A 23,280-nucleotide genomic window follows, 5' to 3' on the forward strand; every position below is an offset into this window, starting at 1 on the left:
GCCTTGGCGGAGATGTACAACACTGGCAACACAGACCTTGGTATCGGATTGTCGCACATCGTCAGGGATGGACCGCTGGTCGAACAAGGCGCTGCACGCCTTGGGGTTCCCTTTTGCCTCGCACGCGGGTAAAGGGCGCGCCTCTCTGCAACACCACTTACGGAAATCCTGACTTTATGGCGAAAGAAGAACTCCTCGAAATGCGCGGCAAGGTGGTCGAACTGCTGCCTAACGCGATGTTCCGGGTCGAGCTCGAGAATGGCCATGAAGTGTTGGGCCATACCGCCGGCAAGATGCGCAAGAACCGCATCCGCGTGCTCGTGGGTGATGAAGTGCTGTGCGAGCTGACCCCGTACGACCTGACCAAGGCGCGCATCACCTACCGCTTCATGCCGGGCCGTGGCGGCCCCGGCCAGAACGCGGCGCAGGGCCCCGGCCCGCAGTAATCGCCGGTGGCGACACCGAACCTCGTTCCGCAGCTCGTTCTGGCCAGCTCCAGCCCGCGTCGGCGCGACCTGCTCGCGCAGATCGGCGTGGTTCCCGCGCGCGTGCAATCGCCCGATATCGACGAGACCCCGCACAAGCGCGAACAGCCGCGCCTCTATGCCGAGCGCATGGCGATCGAAAAGGCGCAGGCCATCCCCCGCGCCGAGGGCGAGATCGTGCTCGCAGGCGACACCACCGTGGCTGCGGGGCGGCGCATTCTGGGGCAGGCGCAGTCGCCGGAGGAAGTGACGCGATTCCTTGAACTGCTGTCGGGGCGGCGGCACCGGGTCATTTCGGCGATCGCGCTGGTCGATAATGCCGGCTCGCTACGCAGCCGCGTGGTGACCTCGCAGGTCCGCTTCAAGCGCCTCAGTCCGCTGGAAATCGCCGACTATGCCGCATGTGGCGAAGGCATTGGCAAGGCCGCCGGTTACGCCATCCAGGGGCAGGCGGCCGGGCTGATCGACTGGATACAGGGCAGCTATACCGGCGTCGTCGGACTGCCACTGTTCGAAACGCGAGCCCTGCTCAAGGCGGCGGGGATGCAGATTGCCTGAGTGGCTGGTCGAGCGCGGGATCGGGGAGGCGCGCGCAGTCCTGCTGGAGCGCGGTGCCATCGTCGCCGCGAGGCTGCGCTGGAGCGGGCGGCTGGCGTATGGTGCCGTTGTAGAAGGGGTCGTCGCCGACCGATTCCCCGGCACGACAAGCGGCATTCTCCGCTTTTCTGACGGCACAGAAGCCTTCACCCGTCGCCTGACCGCATCCGACAGCGTCGGTCGTCCGGTCCGGGTGGCCATCGAACGCGAGGCCATTGCCGAACGGGGTCGGCTCAAGCGGGCACAGGCAGTCGTAACGGCAGCGCCGCTCGCGCCCACCCCCTCGCTCGCCGACAGCCTGCGCGCAGAAGGCCACAGCGTCAGCGAAGTCCACCGCTTCCCCGCCGAAGCCGATTGGGAAGAACTTTTCGCCGAGGCCTGGGCCGGCGTGACGGAATTCTCCGGTGGCAGTCTGCTGTTCGCCGATACCCCGGCGATGACGGTGATCGACGTCGATGGCGGCCCGCCCGAGGCGATCTTTCACAACGCCGTGCCTGCCCTCGCCATGGCGCTCCAGCGATTCGACATCGGCGGCAATATCGGGATCGATTTCCCCACGCTGGCCGACAAGGGCGATCGCCGTGCGGTGGACCAACGCCTCAGCGAGGCGCTGGCCGACTGGCCGCACGAACGCACGGCCATGAACGGCTTCGGCTTCGTCCAGATCGTCGCCCGGCTGCGCCGTCCCTCGCTGCTGCGGCTGATCGGCCAGCACCGCGTCTCGGCAGCAGCGCGCATATTGCTGCGGCGAGCGGAGCTGGTCAGTGAGCCGGGCGCGCTCCTGCTGACATTCCACCCAGCGATTCAGGCCCGGCTCAAACCCGAGTGGCTGGAGGAACTCGCCCGCCGCACGGGCCGCGAAGTGCGGATTGCGACCGATCCGGGGCTTGCCTTGAACGGTGCCTTCGCGCAGGCGGTGCCGCTATGACCCGCAAATGCCCGATCTGCCGCAAGCCTCGCAGCGAGGAGCATAGCCCGTTCTGCTCGCAGCGTTGCAAGGACCGCGACCTCGCCCAATGGCTGGGCGATGGCTATGCCGTCCCCGGCCCTCCAGCGGCACCAGAGGATATTGTCCCGGAAGACTGATTCCCCCCTTGCCAAGCGCCGCCCCCTTCGCCATAGGCGCGCACTCATTCGCTCGCCGGGCCGTTTCGGCCTTGCTCGCAGAGGGAATGCCTCGGTAGCTCAGTTGGTAGAGCATGCGACTGAAAATCGCAGTGTCGGTGGTTCGAATCCGCCCCGAGGCACCACTCTTTTCCTAGTCCTGTTCGAGATGCCCGATCAGCTGCGCGCCGACATCGGATAGCTGCGCCAGGTCCGCCGGACGCGTCAGCCGCCATACCGGCACACTCGCCGCGATACGCGCGGCATGGACCGCCTGCTCGGCCAGCCGGCCCATCGCTTCGAGGAACAGCGGGCGATAAATCGTCTCGCGCAGCACCGACGTCGCCGCTTCCGCGCCGGTGAGGCGCTCGATCCTGAACGAATCGCCGAAATCCAGCGCATAGATGCCGACCAGCGGCACCGGCAATTCGACCGGCACACTGGTGCTGCTTTCAAGGTGGAACTTGTCGGCGCGGAAATAGTCCTGCACCCGCTCGCGGTCTGACAGCCCCAACCTGTCGATCGCCTCGTCCCACAGCTTGTGGCGCGTGCTCGAGGGCCATAGCCGCGTCGGCTTGTCCGCCCGCCCCGGCTCGACGCGGCTGAGGTCATCACTGACCAGCGGCAGGCCTTGCTGCGCCAGCGCGGCCGCCATGGTCGACTTGCCAGCACCTTGCGGCCCGCAGAACAGCACCGCGCCCTTCGGTCCCAGCACCGCGCTGCCGTGCAGCATGGCCCAGCCGCGCTGATAGCCGAGCGTGCCCCATGCGCTGCCGAGTGTGAACAGCCGAACCTCGATCGAGGCCGGATCGCCAAAGGGCTCGATCTCGATCAGCCGACCACCGCTGATGCGCCATGTCCCGACGTCGGGCACGGAAAAGCGCAGCGCTTCGCCCTCCATCACCGGCGTGTGGTTGGGCGGTGCAGCCTTGCCCAGCGTAGGGGCGAAGCGGATGGTGACGTCAGCTTCGCCGCCGTCAGCAGCCACGAAAGCATGCCATTCGGGCAATTCGAGCGCGGATTCGACCAGCAGGCCGGAATGGCGATAACGGAAAGGCCCCATGGCCCCGGCGATTACCATCCCAGCGGACAATTGCTATCCCCGGCGTTCCCCTGTAAGCAGAGCAGGCAGCCCCGGCGCGGCGAAGCTTCACGCTTTGCAGGCCGGGGCCAAGTGTTTCAGCCTGAGGAATTCCCGCCATGTCGCGTCGCCGCCAGATCTACGAAGGCAAGGCCAAAATCCTTTATGAAGGTCCGGAGCCGGGCACCATCATCCAGTATTTCAAGGACGATGCCACCGCCTTCAATGCCGAGAAGAAGGGCACCATCAGCGGCAAGGGCGTGATCAACAACCGCATCAGCGAGCATGTCTTCACGCGGCTGTCGCATATCGGCATCCCGACCCACTTCATCCGCCGCCTCAACATGCGCGAGCAGCTGGTGCGGCAGGTCGAGATCATCCCGATCGAAGTGGTGGTGCGCAATGTCGCCGCCGGTTCGATCAGCAAGCGGCTGGGCATCCCCGAGGGCGAGCCGCTGCCGCACACGCTGATCGAATATTACTACAAGGACGATGCGCTGGGCGATCCGCTGATCGCCGAGGAACACATCGCCTGCTTCAACTGGGCGGGCCCCGAAGAGATGCAGGACATCGCCAGCATGGCGATCCGCATCAACGACTTCATGGCCGGGATGTTCGCCGCCATCGACATCCGCCTGATCGATTTCAAGCTGGAATTCGGCCGCATCTGGGACGGCGACTACAGCCGCGTGATCCTGGCCGACGAGATCAGCCCCGACGGCTGCCGCCTGTGGGACATGGCCACTGGCGAGAAGCTCGACAAGGACCGCTTCCGCCGCGACCTCGGCGGCGAGAGCGAAGCCTATCAGGAAGTCGCCCGCCGCCTCGGATTGCTGCAGGAAGACGACGGCAACAGCCCCGGCGAAGTGTTCGACATGAGCGTCCACCGCAGCCGCCTGCGAGGCGCGCCCAAGCCCAAGAAGTAACTCCTGCGCCTCAGGCGAGATAAGTCAGCACCGTCCCGCTTGGCGCGATGGCGTAGGCGCATTCCGGCATGTGGTCGCCGTCAACTTGCACCGGGCTGACACAGCGGTCGAAGGTCACGCGGCGAGCGCTGCGGATCGTGGCGAAGCCGAAGCGGTCGACCGGCAAGCGCAGCATGGCAGCGATCACGAAGGCGAGCATCCCGGCGCGGCTGGCGCGCTGCAGGGTGATGATCTCGATGGCGTCGGTCGCCAGCCCCGCACGCGGGCTGAGCTGGAACGGTCCGGCATAGAGCGCGGCGTGGGAAGCGATCACGGCTTCGACTTCGTCCTCGAACGTCGAACCGTCGGCCATTTCGCCCTTCACCGTCATCGGGCTGCGCGGCCATTCGCGCAGCAGGCTCAGCATCGCCACGGCATAGGCGAGCCGTCCGATGCGTTTCTTGAGTGGCCCTGAAACCCGCGCCACCGCGGCGCTGTCGGGTCCGATGCTGAGGCAGGAAACAATCGGCATTTCGCCCAGCATGAACAGCGGTGAGCGCACCCAGCGCTCGGGGCCTCTTTTCCACGCCGCCGCGACTTGCGCGGCGAAAGTCTGAGGCTTGCCGGGATAGCCCAGCTCGCGCGCGACAAGGTTTATCGTGCCTGACCGTGCGATGCAGATCGGCACCCTTCCGGCATCCGCACCCATAGCGCGCACGACATCACGCAAGGTCCCATCGCCGCCATGGACGCAAACGATATCGGCCCTGCCGGAAAGCTCCACGCCATCGATCCGGGTCGGCACCATGGACACGTCGAATCCCTCGCCTTCCAGCGCGCGGACCAATTGCGCCAGCGTAGCTTCGCGGAAGCTGCCTGCGGCAGGATTATAGACGAGGTCGATCACGGCCATGATCGCACTCTAATCCCACAATCCTTGCCAAACCATACGCTTGCGGTTGCCATGCCCCACCAAACTTGCCACGTTGATGGGCATGAAGGGTCTCGCATTTACCGCGCCGTTGGCGCTGGTCCTCGCCGTGCCGCTGGCGGCACAATCTACTCCACCGGCTGAACAGGTCGAAGCTGCCGAGCCGGTCTGGGCGTTCGAACAGAGCGACCTCGAGCCGGAAAAAGGCTATATCTTCGGCGTGCTCGACAACGGCATGCGCTACGTCATCCGCGCCAACGCCACGCCCGCAGGGACGGCGCTGGTGCGCATGGAAATCGGTGCCGGGCGGCTCGACGAAGGGGACAGCGAACGCGGTGCCGCGCATTTTGTCGAGCACATGGTCTTCAACGGCAGCACCAATGTGCCCGAAGGTGAGATGGTCAAGTTGCTCGAGCGACTGGGTCTGCGATTCGGGGCGGACACCAATGCCGAGACCAACATGGGTTACACCCAGTACAAGCTCGACCTGCCCAACACCTCGCCCGAGCTGCTCGACACCGCGCTGTTCTTGATGCGCGAAGTCGCCAGCGAAGCAGTGTTCGATCCCGCAGCAGTGGATCGCGAGCGCGGCATCCTGCTCGCCGAGCAGCGCGACCGGACCAATTACAGCTTCCTCAATGTCTACGACCTGTTCTCGTTCGCGGCCCCGGATTCGCGGCTGGTGGCGCGTTTCCCCGGGGCCGGTCGCGAAGATCTCGAAGCGCTCGACGCAGCGACCCTACGCAGCTTCTGGGAGCGGAATTATGTGCCCGCCAAGACGACCCTGGTCGTGGTCGGCGATTTCGATGCGGCAGAAGTCGAAGCCAAGATCAAGGCGCGCTTCGCCGACTGGAGCCCACGCCCCTCCGCCCCCCAGCCATCGGCTGGTCCGGTTGATCCCGCACGCGCTGGCGAGACCGACATTTATCTTGATCCCGCGCTCAGCGAGCAGGTTTCGATCAGCCGAACAATGCCCTGGAGCAGGACCCCCGATACCCTCGCCGCGCGCGAGGACGAGTTGATGCGGGCGATCGGGTATGACATCCTCGCCCGGAGATTCCGCCGCGCAACGCAAGGTGAGAATCCACCGTTCCGCGGTGTCAGCTTCAGCACGGGAGAAGCGTTTGACGCTCTGCGCGAGACCTCGCTCGGCATCGCCGCCATCGACGGTCGCTGGGCCGAGGGGCTGGCGGCTGCAGTGAAGATCTACCGCCAGTTCCTCGAGTTCGGTGTCAGCGAGACCGAGATAGCCGAGCAACTGGCCAACCGCCGCACGGCGCTCGAGAACGCCCTGGCCGGGCAGGATACCCGCAGTCATTCAACCTTCGCAGAACGTGCCATCGGCCTCATTCGCAACGGCTCCGTACCCACATCCCCGGCGGACAATCTCGCCATGCTCGAAGCCGTCGCCGACAAGGCAACGCCGGAGGCGGTTATTGCGGCGCTCAAGGCGGATATGATCCCTCTCGACAATCCACTGATCCGTTTCAGCGGCCGAACCGCGCCGGAAGGCGGTGCCGATGCCCTGCGTGCAGCATGGGATGCCGCCCTCGCCGCTCCGGTCGTAGCGCCGGATCGGGCCGAGGCGGCGCAGTGGGCCTACACCGATTTCGGCCCGGCGGGCAAAGTCGTGTCGGATACCATGAGCGCGCAGCTGGATATCCGCCAGGTGGTTTTTGCCAACGGCGTGATGCTCAACCTCAAGCAAACCGACCTCGCCAAGGACCAAATCAGCGTGTCACTGGGCATCGATGGCGGAAACTACCTCGATACTCGAGAAGCGCCGCTAAATACCCACCTGACCGCCCTGCTCGCGGGCGGCGGACTCGGCCAGCATTCGCTTGACGAACTGCAGACTATCCTCGCGGGTCGCAGCGCGAACTTCTCGCTGAGCGCCGCCACCGACCGCTTCACCATGGGCGCGACAACCACGCCGCGCGATCTCGAGCTGCAGTTACAGCTGATTGCGGCCTATCTCACCGATCCGGGCTACCGGCCGGAGCCGGTCACGCGGTTCCGCAACGGGCTGGACGATTATTTTGCCCGCCTCACGGCCACGCCGGGCGGAACCCTGGGCGCATTCGCGGGCAAGATCCTGTCAGACAGCGACCCGCGATTCACCACACCCGAAGCGGACGCCCTGCGCGCGCTGGACTTCGACGGATTGCGTGCGGTCATCGCCGACCGTTTGCAGAACGGCGCGATGGAAATTGCGCTCGTGGGCGACTTCGACGAGGAACGGGCTATCGCGCTGGTCGCCCGGACACTGGGCGCCCTTCCCCAGCGGGAGCAGGCCTTCAGGGATTATCCGGAAAGCCGCCAGCGAGGCTTCACCAGCCAACGCGGCAGCTACACCCTGTTCCATGACGGTGAGGCCAACCAGGCGCTGGTCAACTTCACCTGGCCGACCCGCGACTATGACGATCCGCAAGCGACGATAGAACTCAACCTGCTGCGTGCGGTGGTCGAACTGGAAATGACCGACGCGCTGCGCGAACAACTGGGCAAGGCCTATTCGCCCGGTGTGAGCAACAGTCAGTCACGCTTCTACGATGGCTACGGCGTGTTCAGCCTGGGCGCCACGGTCGACACCGGCGAGGTTGCTGCGACCCGTGACGTGATCGACTCGCTGATCGAACGCCTGCGGACGACGGCCCTTCCCGACGATACACTTGAACGGGCGCGCCAGCCGATCCTGCAGGACTTCGACAACGCGCTGAAGACCAATGCCAGCTGGATGGCCTACACCGCGCGGGCGCAATCCGATCCGGAACAGATCGAACGCTTTCTTGCCGCTCGCCAGCGATACCTTGAAGTTACGCCGGAGCGTCTGCGCGAAGTGGCAGCGCAATATCTGACCACCGACGGCGCGGTTACCTTCCTTGTTCTGCCTCGGCCTGCCGCGCCGGAAGTGGCCGCGGACTAACGCTGCACGCAGAAGGGGCGCCCCTCACGGGACGCCCCTCCACTATCCGCTCGAAGAAGCGATCAGTAGTTGAACGTCGCCGAGACGCCGATGATGCGCGGCTCGTTGACGAAGGCGGTGTTGTTGTTGAAATCGATACCGCCGCGGACATTGTCCTCGTCGGTGATGTTGCGCGCGAACAGCGCCACTGCCCAGCGATCGTCGACCGGACCGTAACCGATGCGCAGGCCGCCTTCGATCTGGTTGTTCGAATTGAACTCGCGGCTTTCGTAGAGGAAGAAGTTGGTCTTCCCCTGGTACTGCCAGTCGGTGAAGACGAATATCTTGTGATCGTCGCCCATCGGGATGTTGAGTTCAGCGGTGATGTCGGCAGTGAATTCCGGGGCGTTGGGGAACGGGTTGCCATCCACCAGCGCGCGGGTGGTGCCCGCTATCACAGTCGTCGGATCGGTAACGGTGCACTGGGCGCAGATGCCCACCGCCAGCGCGTTGTCCTGGATCTCGGTCTTGTTCCAGGCGAGGCCGGCGGTCACGGTGAAGAACTCGCTCAGCTGGAAAGCGCTGTCGAGTTCGAAACCATAGCCGACGCCCTTGTTGGCATTGACCAGCTGAACCAGGTTGCCGGCGCCGCCGACTGCGGAGAATTGCGGATCATCGACCGTGTAATAATACACCGCGCCGTTGAGCCGCACAGTGCGGTCGGCCAGCTCCGACTTGAAGCCGGCTTCGTAGGACATGATCTTCTCGCTCGTCGCGATCGACGGCGGCGAGAAGAAGGCCACGTCGCGGCCCTGGATGGTCGGAGCACGGAAGCCGCTGGCGACGCGGGCGTAGACGCTGGCATCATCCGAAACATCGGCAAATGCGCTCAGGTCCCAGGTCACCCGCGAGTCCTCGACCGAGCGGAACTGCGGGCCGAACGAACCCGAAACGACGCGGAAATTCTTGTCGTCTTCCGTGTAGCGCAGACCGCCGGTCAGGCGCACGGCCTCACCCAGCTGGCTCGTCACCTGGCCAAACACCGCCCAGGCATCGTTGCCGTGGCGAACAGTAACCGGGGGCGGGAAGGGGAAACCGACCGTCGTCACATCGAACTGGCTCCAGAAGCCGTATCCGCCGACCTGCCAGGTCAATGGGCCTTCGCCATTGGAAGCCAGCCGCACTTCGTGGGTCGCCTGCTCAAGCTCGATCGAGTCCTGCGTGTCGGACGGGAAAGGAATGAAGCCGGGGCCCATCACCGGCAGGAACGAGGCGCCAAAGCCGCCGTCGATGTCGCCGCGGCTCGAACCGTCGCTGTTGTAGTAAGACGTGATCGAGGTCAGCGTGACGGCATCGGTCGCCCACTCCAGCTTGCCGCTGAGGCCGAAGGTTTTGTATCGCGCCTGGTTGTCCGCCCCGGCATCGTAAAACACGGTGTCGCGGTCATAATTGGCATTGAGGTTGTTGTTGCCCGGACCAAGGATGTTGGCCCGGAACAGGGTCGAGGTGCCGTCGAGGTCGCGATACTGGGCATTGACCAGGAACGAGGCGTCCTCGGAAAACTGGAACAGCAATTGGCCGCGCACGGCGATATCGTCGAACCCGCCCAGTGCATTTTCTTCACCGGTAAAGCCGTTGTCGACCCAGTTGCCTCGATGCTGCCAGAGACCCGACAGGCGCACGGCAATCTTTTCCGGCTCGAGCACGATGTTGGCCCCGAAATCGAGTGCGACCGAGCCGAGCGTGCCGACGCTGAGCGAAGCGCTGCCATCGGTGTCGAAGCCCGGCTTGCGGGTGTCGATCTTGACGATACCGGCCGGGGTGTTGCGCCCGAACAGCGTACCTTGCGGGCCGCGCAGGACCTCGATCCGTTCGACGTCGAAGATCGGGAAGCTCTTCAGCGTCACGTTTTCCAGCACCACGTCGTCCATGATGACGGAAACCGGCTGCGAGGCGGCGAGATCGAAGTCGGTGTTGCCGAGGCCGCGGATATAGAAACGCGGCGCGGCGCGGCCATTGGAGCTTTCCACGAACAGGCCCGGGACCTGCCCCGACAGGGCGGTGTTGTCCGTCCCGCCGGCGAACAGAGTCTGGACCCTACTATCGTCGAGCGTTGCGGCAGAGATCGCCACATCCTGCAGGTTTTCCTCGCGGCGGTTGGCGGTCACGACGATGACATCGAGCCCGCCGCCCGAGGTTTCTGCGCCGGCCTCATCCTGATCCTGTGCAACGGCAGGGGCGGCCATGGCCAACGCGGCAATGCTGGATGATGCCAGCGTGGTACGGAGAATGTTCTGGAAGGTGCTCATCGGTTCCTCGCGGCAAGAGTTGCTGGACTCAGCGAATTATTGGGCACGTGGGAATACTGAGGCGCTACATGCCCCGAATTGCCTAACAGGGCGAGAACGCGGAGAGGTTCGCCCCCCAATTCATTGCATTTCGCCACCGTTTGACGAGCGAGTGTAGCAGGAATGTAACGGTAACATCCGTCCGGGGCGGGAGATGAAGCGGGAAATGCCGCTAGCCCGGGATTGCGGCGCGGCAAGGTATCGCTATAGGGACCGGGCTCCAGCCAAGCCGCCACTTATCGCTCCGGAGCTCCTGCCATGAAAATCCGCGTCCACGTCAGCCTCAAGCCCGGGGTGCTCGACCCGCAAGGTCGCGCGGTTCATCACGCGCTCGAGGGTCTTGGTTTCGAGGGCGTGGACGACGTCCGCATCGGCCGCCTGATCGAACTCGACGTGGCAGACGGCACCAGCGACGCGGACCTTACCGAAATGTGCGAGAAGCTGCTCGCCAACACAGTGATCGAAAACTACCGTATCGAGAAGGCCTGACCCCATGAAGACCGCGGTCATCACCTTTCCCGGATCGAACTGCGACCGCGACATGGCGGTGGCGCTGGAACAGGCCAGCGGAAGCCCTCCGCTGCGAGTATGGCACGGCGACAGCGACCTGCCAGAGGGGCTCGACTTCATCGCCCTGCCCGGCGGTTTCTCTTATGGCGACTACCTGCGTTCCGGCGCGATGGCGGCCAGAAGCCCGATCATGCGTGCCGTGATCCGCGAAGCTGGTCGCGGCGTGCCCCTGCTGGGCGTGTGTAACGGCTTCCAGGTGCTGACCGAAGCCAATTTGCTGCCCGGCGCGCTGATGCGCAATGCAGGCCAGAACTTCGTTTGCCGCACGGTCGAACTCAAGGTCGAGAACAGCCAGTCGCTGTTTACCGGCGGCTATGACGCGGGTCAGACCATCGCGATTCCGATTGCCCACCATGACGGCAATTACTTTGCCGACGGGGAGACGCTCGACCGGCTCGAAGGCGAAGGCCGGGTGGCCTTCCGCTATCTCGACAATCCCAATGGTTCGCAGCGCGATATCGCCGGGATCCTCAACGCAGCGGGCAATGTGCTGGGGATGATGCCGCACCCGGAGCGTGCGATCGAACCCGCGCATGGCGGAACTGACGGGCTGCCGCTTTTCAAGGCCGCGCTGGAACGGCTCGCGACGGCCTGAGCCGACCCCTGATAGGTCAGGCGATCATCCGGTCCTGACGGTCGAACAGGGCGCGTGCTTCGCGGCTCGGCATCGGCCTGCCGAAGTAGTAACCCTGGATCTTGGTGCAGCCCATCTCGCGGATCATCTTCGCTTCTTCGGCGTTCTCGACGCCTTCGGCGGTGGTGGTCATCTCGAGACTGTCCGCCATCGCCACCACCGCACGGATAATCGCGACGCTTTCATTGCTGCCCTGCGCCGCGCCCTGGACGAAGCTGCGGTCGACCTTGATAGTCGAGAAGCGCAGCTTGCGCAGGTAGCCGAGCGAGGAATAGCCGGTCCCGAAGTCGTCGAGTGCGACCTGGCAGCCCAGCGCCATGACCTCCTCCAGCGCCCCGCGCGCGACATTGGCATCGCGCAGGAAAATGCTTTCGGTGACTTCCAGCTCGAGCCGGCTGGGCTCCAGCCCGCTGACGGACAGGGCACGCACCACCGTGGCGGCGAAATCCGGTTCGACCAGCTGTTCCGGCGAGACATTGACGTTGACCTTGATCGGCGCGGGCCAGCCGGCGGCCTCGATACAGGCCTGTTCCAGCACCCATGCGCCGATCGGAACGATCAAACGGGTTTCTTCTGCCAGCGGGATGAACTTCACTGGGCTGACAAAGCCATGTTCCTTGCTGTCCCAGCGCAGCAGCGCTTCGAAGCTGACGATGGTCTCGGTGTTGGCATCGACCACCGGCTGGAAGTGCAGCAGCATCTCGTTGTTATCGAGCGCCTGGCGGAGCGAGAATTCGAGCTGGCGGCGCTCTTCGGCTGATTTGTGGAGCGAAGGTTCGTAGCTGCAATGTTCGGTCCCGCCGAGGTCCTTGGCGCGGTAGAGCGCAAGGTCGGCATTGCGCATCAGTTCCTCGACGCTCTTTCCATCGCGCGGCGCGACAGCCGAGCCGACGCTGGCACCGACATAGAGTGTATGGTGATCCACTTCATAGGGCTGCGACAGGCGGTGGATGATCCTGCGTGCGACCTGTTCGACGTGGCCGCGGTCCGATGCATCGCGGATCACGATGGCGAATTCGTCTCCACCGAGCCTGCCGCACATCTCGTTCTCGGTCATCAATTCCTTGAGCCGCGCCGAGACCTGCGCCAGCAGCCGGTCCCCAACCAGGTGGCCGAGTGAATCGTTGACCGATTTGAACCGATCGAGGTCGATCATCAGGAATGCACAGCGCGACCGCCACTGGCGGGCATAACGCATGGCTTCACCCAAGGCTTCGTTGAGCATCAGGCGGTTGGGCATTTCGGTGAGCGTATCGTACCGTGCGAGATAGGCGATCTTCTCCGAGGACTCGCGTTGTTCGGTCACATCGGAACCGACACCGCGGAAGCCGACATGCTGGCCCTTCTCGTCGAGGATCGGCGTGCCGGAAAGCTCCCACCACCGGTTTTCGGAACCAATGGTCACCTTGACCAGCAAGTTGGAGAAACTCTCGCGGCGTTTCAGGCGCTCGGCGAGATCGTGCAGGCTGGTGGGGAACTGCCCGGTGTCCCAGGCTTTGCCGGCGATGAGCTGGAGGAAAGGTTTGCCCTCTGCTTCCTCGGGCTCAAGGCCAAGCGCGAAAGCAAATCGCGGGCTGGCCGAGCGGACCTTGCGGGTCGTGTCGACTTGCCACAGCCAGTCGGCCTCGTTCTCTTCGAATTCGCGCAGCAGCAGCGAGACGACCTCGTTGCGCTCGGCCATGCCGGCCTCGGCAACGGCACCGCGCAGGAAGGATTGTGCCCGTGTTATGAGCCCGAACCCGATCAAGCCGCCGATCCAGATGGCACTGGCTGCCACCGCGTATTGACCGGCGATGGTCAAAGTGACCAGGCCCGTCAGGCATATGACGATGAGACAGGCGAAAGCTCCCAGCGGAGCGGTGCCGATCGTGATCGCCGCCACCAGTGGGACGATCATGACAATCGCCCATACCCTGACGATATCGGCAGGAGTTCCCGCCATGGTCGCAAGCAAAAGCGGTACTGCCCAGACAGCCGCCACAATCGAGGCGCCCTTGGCATGTTTGATGGCATCGGCCCGCTCGAGCGTACGACCGTCGAGACGGGTCAGTTCCACGTCTCGCATGGTCAGGTGAACGACCGCGAGCGCCAACCCGCCCGCCCATCCGGCCAGCCACAACCAGGGAATAAACATCCAGGTAGCGCCCACGAGCAGCAAGGCAGTGACGATGTGCGAAACGACGCGCAGCTTGGTAATCTCGCCGAGACGCGCATATTGCATTGCCCGCAGACGCGGCCAGTCGACGCCTTCGGAATCCTTGAGGCCCACGAGCGCAAGCAAGGGCAATTTCGCTGGCAAAGACAGCGTTTCGGTTCGGTTCTCGCTCACGATGGCGAGCGTTAGGTGTAAAAGGTTATTTCCCCGTAAAGCAGGGCGGCCATTTGGAAGCCGCCTTGCTCATTCACCGGAATCTATTCCACCGTGACCGACTTCGCGAGGTTGCGCGGCTGGTCGACATCGGTGCCCTTGACCACGGCAACGTGATAGGCCAGCAGTTGCACCGGCACGGCATAGACCAGTGGCGCGATCAGCGGGTGGACCTTGGGCATCTCGATAGTCCCAAGACAGCCCTCGCCTGCTTCCTCCAATCCCTCGGCATCCGAAATCAGCACGATCTTGCCTCCCCGCGCACGTACCTCCTGCATGTTGGAGACCGTCTTCTCGAAAAGGGGGCCTGACGGAGCGAGCACGATCACCGGCACCGCCTCGTCGATCAGCGCAATCGGGCCGTGCTTCATTTCGCCCGCGGCATAACCTTCGGCGTGGATGTAGCTGATTTCCTTGAGCTTGAGCGCACCCTCCATTGCCAGTGGATAGTCCGGTCCGCGCCCGAGGTAGAGCACATCGCGCGCCGGTGCGATCAGCGGCGCCATGGCGGCGATATCGTCATCATGGTCGAGCGCAGCGTTGAGCGCGGCGGGCGCCTCGATGAGGTGGCGCACAACCTCCTGCTCTTCTTCGCGAGTCATGCGCCCCTTCTTGACTGCAAGATGCGCCGCAAGTGCGGCCAGCACGGCCAGCTGGCAAGTGAAGGCCTTGGTCGAAGCGACGCCGATTTCCGGACCGGCGTGGGTCGGCAGCAGCAGGTCGGCCTCGCGCGCCATGGTGCTGGTCGGCACGTTGACGACGGCAGCGATGGTCTGGCCGTTTTCCTTGCAATGTCGCAGCGCCGCCAGCGTATCGGCAGTCTCACCACTTTGCGAGATGAAGATGGCGAGGCCTCCGTCTTCCAGCACCGGATCGCGGTAGCGGAACTCGCTGGCAACATCGATATCGACCGGGACGCGGGCGAAGGTCTCGATCCAGTATTTCGCCACCATCCCGGCATAGAACGAGGTTCCACAGGCAACGATGGTGATACGCTTGATCGCGGACAGGTCGAAGTCGATCTGCGGCAGCGCCACGCTCTCGTCTGCCTGGCGGACGTAGGAGTTGAGCGTTTGCGCGACCACGGTGGGTTGCTCGAAGATCTCCTTCTGCATGAAGTGGCGGTAATTGCCCTTCTCGACCGCGGCAGCGGAGGCACCCGATGTGACGATCTCGCGCATCACCGGATTGTTCTCGAGGTCGAAGATTTGCGCCCCGGCGCGGGTGATTACGACCCAGTCGCCCTCGTCCAGATAGGCGATCTTCTGGGTCAGCGGGGCGAGCGCCAGCGCATCCGAACCCAAATAGGTCTCGCCGTCACCATAGCCGACCACCAGCGGCGAGCCGAGGCGAGCGCCAATCAACAGGTCGGGATACTGGCGGAAAGCGATGGCCAGGGCAAAGGCTCCGCGCAGGCGCGGCAGAACGGCCTTTACCGCCTGTTCGGGCGATGCGCCCTTCTCCACTTCGGCCGAGACCAGGTGCGCGACCACTTCGCTGTCGGTGTCGCTTTCGAGCCTGCGCCCGGCCGCTTCCAGTTCGGCCCGCAGCGGCTTGAAGTTCTCGATAATGCCGTTGTGAACCAGCGCGACCTCATCTGTCGCATGCGGGTGGGCGTTGTTCTCGGTTGGCGCACCGTGGGTGGCCCAGCGGGTGTGGGCTATGCCTATGGTGCCGGGTGCAGGGCTGCGGGCGAGTTCGCCGGCCAGGTTCGCCAGCTTGCCGCTCGCCCGGCGGCGCACCAGCACGCCGCCGTTGACGGTGCAGACGCCGGCACTGTCATAGCCGCGATATTCCATTCGCCGCAGGCCATCGACCAGCCGGTCCGCAACCGGTTCCTTGCCCACAATTCCGATAATGCCGCACATGGATTTTCGCTTTCGTTACAAGATGTAGGGGACACGGATGCCAGGCATCTCTGCCGGGAAATCCTTGGTATTTCGTGTAATGAGCACCCGGCCGCGCGTTTGCGCCGTCGCCAGTATGATCGCATCCATCGCATTGAGGCGAGTTCGCTCGCGCCGCAAGGCGGCTGCGCGCTGACCTATCTCGGCGTCGATCTCGTCCACGCCGAAGCCCGACAACAGGATCTCGGCGCGCCTGAGGCCCTCACCCTCGCCCTTCGACATGACTTCGATCCAGACTGCCCGGCTGATCCATGCGCGGGCGCCGAAGTCGGTCGCACGGTCGATCTCGGTGTGGGCCAGGTCCAACCCGGCCAGCGCATCGATGATTATGTTGGAATCGAAGGCAAAGCCGCTCATTTGCGAGAGGGCTTTTTCGGCGTGGGATATTTGCCCGCCAGCATGTCCAGGTGAATCTGGCGCTGGCGATCATCCTCCTCGTCGAAAAGGTCGGGGAATTCAGCCCTGACCTCTTCGTAGTCATCATCCCACGGGCGCGTTGAAGCAGCACGTTCTCGCCGCTGCCATTCGACCGCATCACCCAGATCTGTGCGCTCTTTCCACGCGCCAAAGCCGACGGAAAGCCATTCCTTGGCCGCCGCCGGGGTCGTTTCCGCGCGGTACTCCGCCACCGCTTCCCGTAGAACCTGCGCGCGCGACTTGCCCTGCTCGGCAGCGAGCTGGTCAAGCCACTTGATGTCGTCATCGGGCAGGTCGGCGAGGATTCGGGTCATTGTTGATATACTGATATCATATCATGATATCATGTCAAGTAGGTGCTTCGGTGACTTCCATCTTTCGCGTGTTGTCGCGCCACAGGTAGAGCCCGGCACCGATGATCACTGTTGCTCCCAACATGGTTACCCCGTCCGGCCGGTCGCCGAACCACCACCACCCCAGCGATACCGCAACGATCAGCTGGACGTATGTCATCGGTGCGACAATGGCGGCACCTGCCCGCGTCGTGCCGTGGAAGATCAGCCAATGCGCCGTACTGGCGGTGACCGCCACAATGCCGCACCGGAGCACGACATCGATGGAAGGCGCGCCCAAGGCAAACATCGGCGACCCTGATGTCCCGCCGGCAAGTGCTGCCAGCCAAAGGACGGGTGCCGCAACAAGGGCCATGTATACCTGCATCGACAGCGGGCTGCCCTGCCCGGCAGAAGCGCGGTTCGCGAGCATCAGCAGGGCCATGCAGCAGGCTGCCCCTAGCGGCAGCAAGGCCGCCAGTCCGACTTCGGCCAGGTTGGGCCGCAGCACCACTATCACCCCGACGAAAGCAATCGCCGATGCCACGAAGGTCGCCGGACGGACCTTTTCGCCCAACACCGGCCCGCTCAGCAGAGCGGTCAGGATCGGAGCCAGAAACACCAGCGATGTCGCCTCCGCCAATGGCATCACGAAAATGGCGCTGAAGAAGGTAAGGGTCGCACCGCACAGGCACAGTCCGCGGCCCAGCTGCAGCAAGGGGTTCTTGGGGCGGAATCCTGCCCTGCCTTCGCGCATCGCCAGCAAGGTCGACAGGCCCGCCGCGCCGATCGTGAAGCGCAACGCCGCCACCGCGATGGGTGACCACATCCCGGCCATGGACTTGATAACGGCATCACCGAACGCCAGCACCGCAAAGCCGGCCAGCGCAAGCAGGATGCCGCTGCGTTCGCTTTGCTCCATCGAGTGAACCTGTATGTTGCTGTGAGGCTGCTACGTTTGCGAGGCGCGGTAGGGGGCATCCCTCACGCTGTCAAAGGCCATTGGGACGCGACCGGCAGATGGTTTACGCCCGCTTAACGCGTTTCTGTTAGCGATCGACTGACAGCGGGTCGCCGGGACAGGACAGGCCATGCCGCGCAAGGACAGAACAATGGACGACAATCGACGAGCGCAGCGCCCATCGGCTGCACCCGGTGCCTTGGTGCGGCATCTCGCATCCATGAACCGGATGGATCGCTTGTTCGTGCTGGCTCTGCTGCTGATGGCGCCTGTTTTCGGCCTCGTGACGATGGAGACGGTCTATGCCAAGGCGGCGCTCCGGACCTTCTCGGTCCCGATCCTGGTGGCCGAAGTCACTATGCTGGTTGTCGCGGCAAAGGCCCTCGCGAGCCGGAATTGGGCCGGTTTCGAACTGTCCTCGACCGCCAAGATCCTCGGCGCGCTGTGGGCCACATCAATTACCATAAGCCTGCTGGGAGCAGAGTTCCGACCGGGTGAAGCCCAGCTTCGCTTCACCATGACAATCCTGCATTTCTGTTTTGGCGTCATCGTTTGGGGCTATCTGACTCAGAACCCTGGCATGAGGCGTGATTGCCTGGTGGCCGCAGCCGCAGGGCTAGGACTGCTTTTCGTACTCGCCTACTGCTTCGGGCTCTGGAATTCGGGCAACAGTGAATTCAGATGGACCCTCTTCGGCGTCGGCGTGTCCAATATCCGTCATTACGGCTACCTGTCGCTTGTATTGACCGGCATTGCCGGTGGCCTCTGGTTGAACGCACCTGATCGTACGGACGAAGCGTGGCCTGCGTTGCTGTTCTTCCTCGGTGTCTTCATGATCATGTGGACCGGCGGGCGCGGGGCTTTCATCGCGCTGCTCGTCCAGTTGAGCGTCTTGCTGGCGATCGGCCCGTCGGGCCGACGCCTGGCCTTTGCTGGCCGTGCCCTTGCGGCGCTGGCAGTCGCCACTCTGCTGGCCGCCGCCTGGGTGCCGGCCCAGCATTTTGGTCCCCTCAACATTTTCCTGCGGCTCGATACCGGCACCTTGCCGGGAGAAGAATACACGACGGGTCGGGCAGAGATGTGGCGCCAGACCGCTGCGGCCATACCGGAGCATCCGTGGTTCGGATATGGCGAGGCGCAGTTCCGCAAGGCAATACCCGCCGCTCGCGGGTTCTCCAACCATCCGCACAATCTGATCCTGCAGCTGCTGCTGCAATGGGGCGTGATCGGTACCGGCTTGCTCGCCGCCATCCTCGCCCGCCTTGCCTGGAAAGCCCGGTCCCTGCTCAAGTCGCCGACGGAACTGACCTACCCATGCGTGGCTCTCATCACCGGGCTGTTGGCCGTTTCGATGGTCGACGGGCCGTTCTTCTATGCCCTGCCGACCGTGCTGTTCCTTCTCGCGCTTGCGATACTCTTGGCAGAGGCTGGCAACGGCGGGACCTTCAGAAAATGATAAGGTTTCCGCATTATTCACCAAATTTCAGAAGGTGGCCTTGGGCAATCGATACCAATGGCCGTGAACGGTTTGAGACAGTTTCCTCGGAGGACGCGGGATGAGTGCATTCGGACGCAAGAACGGGCCAGGGGGAATGGCACCCGGTGCACGTCCGGCATTCGGTGTTGCGCGGCCGATGAGGGGCGGCGCAGCGACGCCTCGCGACCAGGCCCCGCCCCCGGGCGGCGACCAATTCCCGCCTCTGCCCGGTGAAGAAACGGCACCTGCAGCTCCTGCTTCGTCGGCTCCGAACAAGGACGACGCGCTTACCCGCCTCACCGACCGCGCCAATGCGGTCCACGAGCAGCAGGAAGTTGGCGGCTTCGAAGCCAGCGTCCACAAGATCAAGGAGCAGGTGCTGCCGCGTCTGCTCGAACGAGTCGATCCCGAAGCGGCCGCCACGCTCTCCAAGGAAGAGCTGTCGGAAGAATTCCGCCCGATCATCATGGAAGTGCTGGCCGAGCTCAAGGTCACCCTCAACCGTCGCGAACAGTTCGCGCTGGAAAAGGTGCTGATCGACGAACTGCTCGGCTTCGGTCCGCTCGAAGAGCTGCTCAATGACCCGGACGTGTCCGACATCATGGTCAACGGGCCGGACCAGACCTACATCGAAAAGAAAGGCAAGTTGCAGCTCGCCGGGATCCGTTTCCGCGACGAACAGCACCTGTTCCAGATTGCCCAGCGCATCGTCAACCAGGTCGGCCGCCGCGTCGACCAGACCACGCCGCTGGCCGACGCCCGCCTCAAGGACGGCAGCCGCGTCAACGTGATCGTGCCGCCGCTGTCGCTGCGCGGCACGGCGATCTCGATCCGCAAGTTCTCCGAAAAGCCGATCACCATCGACATGCTCAAGGACTTCGGTTCGATGAGCGAGAAGATGGCGACCTGCCTCAAGGTCGCCGGCGCCTGCCGCATGAACATCGTCATCTCGGGCGGTACCGGTTCGGGTAAAACGACCATGCTCAACGCCCTGTCGAAGATGATCGACCCAGGCGAGCGCGTGCTGACGATCGAAGACGCGGCCGAACTGCGTCTGCAGCAGCCCCACTGGCTGCCGCTCGAAACCCGACCGCCGAACCTCGAGGGCCAGGGCGCGATCACCATCGGTGACCTGGTCAAGAACGCTCTGCGTATGCGTCCTGACCGCATCATCCTGGGCGAAATTCGCGGCGCGGAATGTTTCGACCTGCTCGCGGCGATGAACACCGGCCATGACGGATCGATGTGTACGCTCCACGCCAACAGCCCGCGCGAGTGCCTGGGCCGTATGGAGAACATGATCCTGATGGGCGATATCAAGATCCCCAAGGAAGCCATCAGCCGCCAGATCGCCGAATCGGTCGACCTGATCGTGCAGGTGAAGCGCCTGCGTGACGGTTCGCGCCGCACCACCGAGATCACCGAGGTGATCGGGATGGAAGGCGACGTGATCGTGACCCAGACCCTGTTCAAGTTCGAGTATCTCGACGAAACCGACGACGGCAAGATCATTGGCGAGTTCCGCTCGAGCGGCCTGCGTCCCTACACGCTGGAAAAGGCCCGCCAGTTCGGCTTCGACCAGGCTTATTTGGAGGCCTGCCTGTAGGGCAGGCGACTTCAACCGCCGGGCGCGGCGCGGTCGCGCTTGCGGCGCTACGCGCGGTGCTCAGCAGCCACACAGATGCTGTTCCTAGCCGCGCAGGATCGACGGCACCGCGATCATCAGCAAGCCGCCGCCAATGAGCGTTGAGGCCATGAACAGGCTCAGCCACGGGACCCAACCGACCTGGTCGATCCGGGCGCGGCGTACGCGGCGGCGTTCCATGTAGTTGGCGAGCAGGCCAAGCAGCACCAGCCCCGCCCCGATCATGGCGAGCAGTTCGGCATCGCCGGCAAAGATCAGGCGGTGAAGAAATTCCATCGCGCCGCCATATGGGCACTCGGCTGCGGTTGGACTAGGGGCAAGGCATGGATGGCTCCGTCGCCCGCCCCCGCCCGATGCTCGCGCTGCTGCTGCGGCTCGTCACCGCACTCTGTCTTTCGACCATGGCGATGCTGGTCAAGGTGGCCGGGACGCGCGGGGTCGAATTGCCCGAACTGATTTTCTGGCGCCAGTTCATCACCATGCTGGTGATAGGCGGGTTGATGGCGGTGCTGGGCAAGCTTGGCGAGTTGAGGACACAAAGGTTCGGTGCGCATGCCCGGCGGGCAATCTACGGCATTAGCGGCATGTTCTTTGTCTATGGCGCGGTGATGTTGCTGCCGCTGGCCGAGGCGACGACGCTCAGCTTCACCACCCCCATGTTCGCCGTGCTGCTGGCGCTGGTGCTGTTTCGCGAGAAGATCGGCATCTATCGCTGGAGCGCGGTCTTCCTGGGCTTTGCCGGGGTGCTGATCGTGATGCAGCCGGGCAGCAGCGGCGAGGTCGACCTGTGGGGCGTGCTGGTCGGGCTGGTTGCCGCTTTCATGGTGGCGCTGATCTCGTTCCAGATCCAGGACCTCAACAAAACCGAGACACCCTATGCCATCGTTTTCTGGTTCACGGCCCTTACCGTCCCGCTGATGGCGCTGGCCCTGCCCTTCTTCGTCAAGGCGCATGACCCGCAAACCTGGCTCGTCATCCTGGCGATGGCGCTGAGCGGTGCCGTCGCGCAGATAGCGCTGACCAACTCGCTCCGCTTCGGCTCGGCCGCGACCATCATCGTCATCGACTACACCGCGCTGATCTGGGCAGTGACATACGGCTGGGCGATCTTCGACCGCGTCCCGCCCCCGACATTGTGGCTCGGCGCTCCGCTCATCATGTGCGCGGGTCTACTCGTCGCATGGCGGGAGCACCGGCTGGGCCGGGCGATTTCGGTACAGGAACGGGAAACCTCTCCGCTCGTATAAAAGTCGATCATCCAGGATCAGGAGAGTTGAAATGACCAAGAAGATCGCTCTTGCCTTCGGCATCGTCGCGATGTCGCTGGCGACGACGGCCTGCAACACAGTCAAGGGCCTCGGAAACGATATTGAATCGGTCGGCGAAGCCGGCGACCGGGTGATTTAACGTCTGAACTGCCGCAATGGCGATTCGCTGGTGCGCGGGCCACGCCAGCGCTCGCGTGCCAGCAGCCATACCAGCAGGCCGACCGGCCCGGCGATGAAGGTCGCGAGCAGGACTGGTGCCTGCCATAGGCGCCCCACGCCTTTCTGGTCCGCGTCGCGCGCGATCCATAGCCCCACGAACAGGTCGAAAGCGAGGTAGTGGGTCCAGCCCACCGTAGTTCCGCCTTGCGAGGCGAAAATCGACTGCACGCCTTCCAGCGTGGTGAAGTCGACCCCCGCATCAGCCGGCCCGACCGGGTCGAGCCACCCTGTCAAGATTCCGACCAGCCCGACAGCATAGACCAGGCACAACATCCCGATGCCCAAATAGAGCACCACTGTCAGCAGCAGTTCCTTGCGCGGCAACAGGATCAGGATCACCCAGGCCACAATTGCGGCGATGTTCACAAACGAAAACAGCGAAACCCACATGGTGGCTCTCCTCAGTCCGCGCTATCGAGCTGGGGCAGCATGCCCCCGGCGCGGGCGATGGCATCATTGTCGTGCGTGTAGCGCCCGCGGGTTTTGCGCAAGGCCAGCGCCAGCGTGGCCGTGGCGACGGTATCGGCCTTGATCGCGCGATACTGGCGGTACCTGCCGTGGAGCAGCAGGTTCATGACCGGGCTGGCGACAATACCGAGCCGCTCGGCGGGGCGACGATCTCCGGGGCGCTGGCCGACCAGCAGGCCCGGGCGCAGGATGTCGAGCCGGTTGAAACCCGCCTTGGCCAGTTCCGCTTCGGTTTCGCCTTTCACGCTGAGATAGAAGTTCTTCGAATGCCGGTCCGCACCCACGGAACTGACCGCGACCATCCGCCGGATGCCAGCGGCGAGAGCTGCGCGGGCGGTGGCGATGACCAGCCTGTGGTCCACCGCACGAAACGCATCCTTGTCGCCGTTGACCTTGGCAATCGTGGTGCCGAGCGCGCAGATCAGCGCATCGGGCTTTACCGCTTCGAACACCTCGCCCCACCGGTCGGGCTCGGCGACGAAGACCTCCATCCGCGCGCCCGGCGGCAATGGCACTTCGCGGCGGGCAATCCCGATCAGCCTCAGGTCCTCGCGCCCGACCGCCTGGCGCAGGATCGACTGGCCGATCATGCCGGTGACTCCGACAAGGGCAATACGGGCGGCTTTGGGCATCAGGCGGGTTTCGTTAGTTGGTGTTA

Annotated in this window: 23 protein-coding genes and 1 tRNA gene; 13 read left to right on the top strand and 11 right to left on the bottom strand. The window is 64.1% G+C overall.

The features are described from left to right. The first annotated feature begins 176 nt into the window (after positions 1-176). From infA to LY632_RS11745, 5 genes are all read left to right on the top strand, one after another. On the top strand, positions 177-446 hold the full coding sequence (gene infA / locus LY632_RS11725) for a translation initiation factor IF-1 (RefSeq protein ID WP_234091316.1): 270 nt from the start codon (positions 177-179) through the stop codon (positions 444-446). A 6-nt stretch (positions 447-452) separates the two neighbouring features. After that, on the top strand, positions 453-1,043 hold the full coding sequence (locus LY632_RS11730; protein WP_234091317.1) for a nucleoside triphosphate pyrophosphatase: 591 nt from the start codon (positions 453-455) through the stop codon (positions 1,041-1,043). Beyond that, on the top strand, positions 1,036-2,010 hold the full coding sequence (locus LY632_RS11735) for a ribonuclease E/G (protein ID WP_234091318.1): 975 nt from the start codon (positions 1,036-1,038) through the stop codon (positions 2,008-2,010). Before LY632_RS11730 ends, LY632_RS11735 begins: the two co-directional genes overlap by 8 nt. Beyond that, entirely contained in the window at positions 2,007-2,168 is a 162-nt protein-coding gene (locus tag LY632_RS11740) for a DNA gyrase inhibitor YacG (protein WP_234091319.1), read from the top strand. The genes LY632_RS11735 and LY632_RS11740 overlap by 4 nt, the downstream gene beginning before the upstream one ends. A gap of 88 nt (positions 2,169-2,256) precedes the next feature. Next, a tRNA-Phe gene (locus LY632_RS11745) sits at positions 2,257-2,332 on the top strand. Positions 2,333-2,340: 8 nt separating this feature from the next. On the opposite strand, the gene LY632_RS11750 is transcribed toward LY632_RS11745, so the two are convergent. Further along, positions 2,341-3,249, bottom strand: a complete 909-nt coding sequence (locus LY632_RS11750) for a hypothetical protein (RefSeq protein WP_234091320.1) — start codon at positions 3,247-3,249, stop codon at positions 2,341-2,343. Positions 3,250-3,386: 137 nt separating this feature from the next. On the opposite strand from LY632_RS11750, the gene purC reads away from it, so the two are divergent. Further along, positions 3,387-4,193, top strand: a complete 807-nt coding sequence (gene purC / locus LY632_RS11755; protein ID WP_234091321.1) for a phosphoribosylaminoimidazolesuccinocarboxamide synthase — start codon at positions 3,387-3,389, stop codon at positions 4,191-4,193. A gap of 10 nt (positions 4,194-4,203) precedes the next feature. On the opposite strand, the gene LY632_RS11760 is transcribed toward purC, so the two are convergent. Further along, positions 4,204-5,085: a diacylglycerol kinase family protein gene (locus LY632_RS11760; protein WP_234091322.1), complete on the bottom strand. Its 882-nt coding sequence runs from the start codon at positions 5,083-5,085 to the stop codon at positions 4,204-4,206. Between the two features lie 82 nt (positions 5,086-5,167). Between LY632_RS11760 and LY632_RS11765 the strand changes: the two genes are divergently transcribed. Then, positions 5,168-8,029 carry a pitrilysin family protein gene (locus LY632_RS11765; RefSeq protein WP_234091323.1) on the top strand — a complete coding sequence of 954 codons (2,862 nt, stop codon included), beginning with the start codon at positions 5,168-5,170 and terminating at the stop codon, positions 8,027-8,029. 62 nt (positions 8,030-8,091) lie between these two features. Here the strand turns inward: LY632_RS11765 and LY632_RS11770 are convergent, their stop codons facing one another. Continuing rightward, the gene (locus LY632_RS11770; RefSeq protein WP_234091324.1) at positions 8,092-10,317 is read right to left on the bottom strand and encodes a TonB-dependent receptor; all 2,226 of its coding nucleotides are present in this window, start codon (positions 10,315-10,317) and stop codon (positions 8,092-8,094) included. A gap of 297 nt (positions 10,318-10,614) precedes the next feature. Between LY632_RS11770 and purS the strand changes: the two genes are divergently transcribed. Together purS and purQ are read left to right on the top strand one after the other, a co-directional pair. Next, positions 10,615-10,845, top strand: coding sequence for a phosphoribosylformylglycinamidine synthase subunit PurS (gene purS / locus LY632_RS11775; RefSeq protein WP_234091325.1), 231 nt, complete (start codon positions 10,615-10,617; stop codon positions 10,843-10,845). A gap of 4 nt (positions 10,846-10,849) precedes the next feature. Next, on the top strand, positions 10,850-11,521 hold the full coding sequence (gene purQ / locus LY632_RS11780; protein ID WP_234091326.1) for a phosphoribosylformylglycinamidine synthase subunit PurQ: 672 nt from the start codon (positions 10,850-10,852) through the stop codon (positions 11,519-11,521). Between the two features lie 16 nt (positions 11,522-11,537). Here purQ and LY632_RS11785 read toward each other — a convergent pair whose 3' ends face one another. The 5 genes from LY632_RS11785 to LY632_RS11805 form a co-directional block, all read right to left on the bottom strand. Further along, a complete protein-coding gene (locus LY632_RS11785; RefSeq protein ID WP_234093230.1) occupies positions 11,538-13,781 on the bottom strand; it encodes a bifunctional diguanylate cyclase/phosphodiesterase in 2,244 nt (747 codons plus the stop codon). A gap of 191 nt (positions 13,782-13,972) precedes the next feature. Then, positions 13,973-15,796: a glutamine--fructose-6-phosphate transaminase (isomerizing) gene (gene glmS, locus LY632_RS11790; RefSeq protein ID WP_234091327.1), complete on the bottom strand. Its 1,824-nt coding sequence runs from the start codon at positions 15,794-15,796 to the stop codon at positions 13,973-13,975. Positions 15,797-15,811: 15 nt separating this feature from the next. After that, entirely contained in the window at positions 15,812-16,192 is a 381-nt protein-coding gene (locus tag LY632_RS11795; protein WP_234091328.1) for a PIN domain-containing protein, read from the bottom strand. Then, positions 16,189-16,566 (bottom strand): ribbon-helix-helix domain-containing protein, encoded by a 378-nt coding sequence (locus LY632_RS11800; RefSeq protein ID WP_234091329.1) that lies wholly within the window; start codon positions 16,564-16,566, stop codon positions 16,189-16,191. Before LY632_RS11800 ends, LY632_RS11795 begins: the two co-directional genes overlap by 4 nt. A 34-nt stretch (positions 16,567-16,600) precedes the next feature. Then, positions 16,601-17,506, bottom strand: coding sequence for a DMT family transporter (locus LY632_RS11805; RefSeq protein WP_234091330.1), 906 nt, complete (start codon positions 17,504-17,506; stop codon positions 16,601-16,603). A gap of 169 nt (positions 17,507-17,675) precedes the next feature. Between LY632_RS11805 and LY632_RS11810 the strand changes: the two genes are divergently transcribed. Both LY632_RS11810 and LY632_RS11815 read left to right on the top strand, forming a co-directional pair. Then, a complete protein-coding gene (locus LY632_RS11810; protein WP_234091331.1) occupies positions 17,676-19,001 on the top strand; it encodes an O-antigen ligase in 1,326 nt (441 codons plus the stop codon). Positions 19,002-19,101: 100 nt separating this feature from the next. Continuing rightward, a complete protein-coding gene (locus LY632_RS11815) occupies positions 19,102-20,628 on the top strand; it encodes a CpaF family protein (protein WP_234091332.1) in 1,527 nt (508 codons plus the stop codon). Between the two features lie 84 nt (positions 20,629-20,712). On the opposite strand, the gene LY632_RS11820 is transcribed toward LY632_RS11815, so the two are convergent. Beyond that, positions 20,713-20,943, bottom strand: a complete 231-nt coding sequence (locus LY632_RS11820; protein ID WP_234091333.1) for a hypothetical protein — start codon at positions 20,941-20,943, stop codon at positions 20,713-20,715. 47 nt (positions 20,944-20,990) lie between these two features. Between LY632_RS11820 and LY632_RS11825 the strand changes: the two genes are divergently transcribed. Beyond that, positions 20,991-21,914 carry a DMT family transporter gene (locus tag LY632_RS11825; protein ID WP_234091334.1) on the top strand — a complete coding sequence of 308 codons (924 nt, stop codon included), beginning with the start codon at positions 20,991-20,993 and terminating at the stop codon, positions 21,912-21,914. A 31-nt stretch (positions 21,915-21,945) separates the two neighbouring features. Further along, complete coding sequence (locus tag LY632_RS11830) at positions 21,946-22,074, top strand: Entericidin EcnA/B family protein (RefSeq protein WP_234091335.1); 129 nt, start codon at positions 21,946-21,948, stop codon at positions 22,072-22,074. Here the strand turns inward: LY632_RS11830 and LY632_RS11835 are convergent. Next, positions 22,071-22,544: an ABA4-like family protein gene (locus LY632_RS11835; protein ID WP_234091336.1), complete on the bottom strand. Its 474-nt coding sequence runs from the start codon at positions 22,542-22,544 to the stop codon at positions 22,071-22,073. The two genes, LY632_RS11830 and LY632_RS11835, sit on opposite strands and share 4 nt — an antisense overlap. An 11-nt stretch (positions 22,545-22,555) precedes the next feature. Continuing rightward, positions 22,556-23,254: an NAD(P)H-binding protein gene (locus tag LY632_RS11840; RefSeq protein WP_234091337.1), complete on the bottom strand. Its 699-nt coding sequence runs from the start codon at positions 23,252-23,254 to the stop codon at positions 22,556-22,558. Positions 23,255-23,280 lie beyond the last annotated feature (26 nt).

The organism is Erythrobacter sp. SDW2, from assembly GCF_021431965.1.
Classification (GTDB): Bacteria; Pseudomonadota; Alphaproteobacteria; order Sphingomonadales; family Sphingomonadaceae; genus Parerythrobacter.

Excerpts from the sequence above, each read along its gene's own strand:
- LY632_RS11785 (WP_234093230.1), bottom strand. The coding sequence starts at position 13,781 with ATGCAATATGCGCGTCTCGGCGAGATTACCAAGCTGCGCGTCGTTTCG.
- LY632_RS11805 (WP_234091330.1), bottom strand. The coding sequence starts at position 17,506 with ATGGAGCAAAGCGAACGCAGCGGCATCCTGCTTGCGCTGGCCGGCTTT.
- LY632_RS11830 (WP_234091335.1), top strand. The coding sequence starts at position 21,946 with ATGACCAAGAAGATCGCTCTTGCCTTCGGCATCGTCGCGATGTCGCTG.
- LY632_RS11770 (WP_234091324.1), bottom strand. The coding sequence starts at position 10,317 with ATGAGCACCTTCCAGAACATTCTCCGTACCACGCTGGCATCATCCAGC.
- LY632_RS11810 (WP_234091331.1), top strand. The coding sequence starts at position 17,676 with ATGCCGCGCAAGGACAGAACAATGGACGACAATCGACGAGCGCAGCGC.
- LY632_RS11750 (WP_234091320.1), bottom strand. The coding sequence starts at position 3,249 with ATGGGGCCTTTCCGTTATCGCCATTCCGGCCTGCTGGTCGAATCCGCG.
- LY632_RS11840 (WP_234091337.1), bottom strand. The coding sequence starts at position 23,254 with ATGCCCAAAGCCGCCCGTATTGCCCTTGTCGGAGTCACCGGCATGATC.
- purC (WP_234091321.1), top strand. The coding sequence starts at position 3,387 with ATGTCGCGTCGCCGCCAGATCTACGAAGGCAAGGCCAAAATCCTTTAT.
- LY632_RS11820 (WP_234091333.1), bottom strand. The coding sequence starts at position 20,943 with ATGGAATTTCTTCACCGCCTGATCTTTGCCGGCGATGCCGAACTGCTC.
- purQ (WP_234091326.1), top strand. The coding sequence starts at position 10,850 with ATGAAGACCGCGGTCATCACCTTTCCCGGATCGAACTGCGACCGCGAC.
- LY632_RS11795 (WP_234091328.1), bottom strand. The coding sequence starts at position 16,192 with ATGAGCGGCTTTGCCTTCGATTCCAACATAATCATCGATGCGCTGGCC.
- LY632_RS11815 (WP_234091332.1), top strand. The coding sequence starts at position 19,102 with ATGAGTGCATTCGGACGCAAGAACGGGCCAGGGGGAATGGCACCCGGT.
- LY632_RS11800 (WP_234091329.1), bottom strand. The coding sequence starts at position 16,566 with ATGACCCGAATCCTCGCCGACCTGCCCGATGACGACATCAAGTGGCTT.
- infA (WP_234091316.1), top strand. The coding sequence starts at position 177 with ATGGCGAAAGAAGAACTCCTCGAAATGCGCGGCAAGGTGGTCGAACTG.
- LY632_RS11835 (WP_234091336.1), bottom strand. The coding sequence starts at position 22,544 with ATGTGGGTTTCGCTGTTTTCGTTTGTGAACATCGCCGCAATTGTGGCC.
- LY632_RS11765 (WP_234091323.1), top strand. The coding sequence starts at position 5,168 with ATGAAGGGTCTCGCATTTACCGCGCCGTTGGCGCTGGTCCTCGCCGTG.
- LY632_RS11760 (WP_234091322.1), bottom strand. The coding sequence starts at position 5,085 with ATGGCCGTGATCGACCTCGTCTATAATCCTGCCGCAGGCAGCTTCCGC.
- LY632_RS11825 (WP_234091334.1), top strand. The coding sequence starts at position 20,991 with ATGGATGGCTCCGTCGCCCGCCCCCGCCCGATGCTCGCGCTGCTGCTG.
- purS (WP_234091325.1), top strand. The coding sequence starts at position 10,615 with ATGAAAATCCGCGTCCACGTCAGCCTCAAGCCCGGGGTGCTCGACCCG.
- LY632_RS11740 (WP_234091319.1), top strand. The coding sequence starts at position 2,007 with ATGACCCGCAAATGCCCGATCTGCCGCAAGCCTCGCAGCGAGGAGCAT.
- glmS (WP_234091327.1), bottom strand. The coding sequence starts at position 15,796 with ATGTGCGGCATTATCGGAATTGTGGGCAAGGAACCGGTTGCGGACCGG.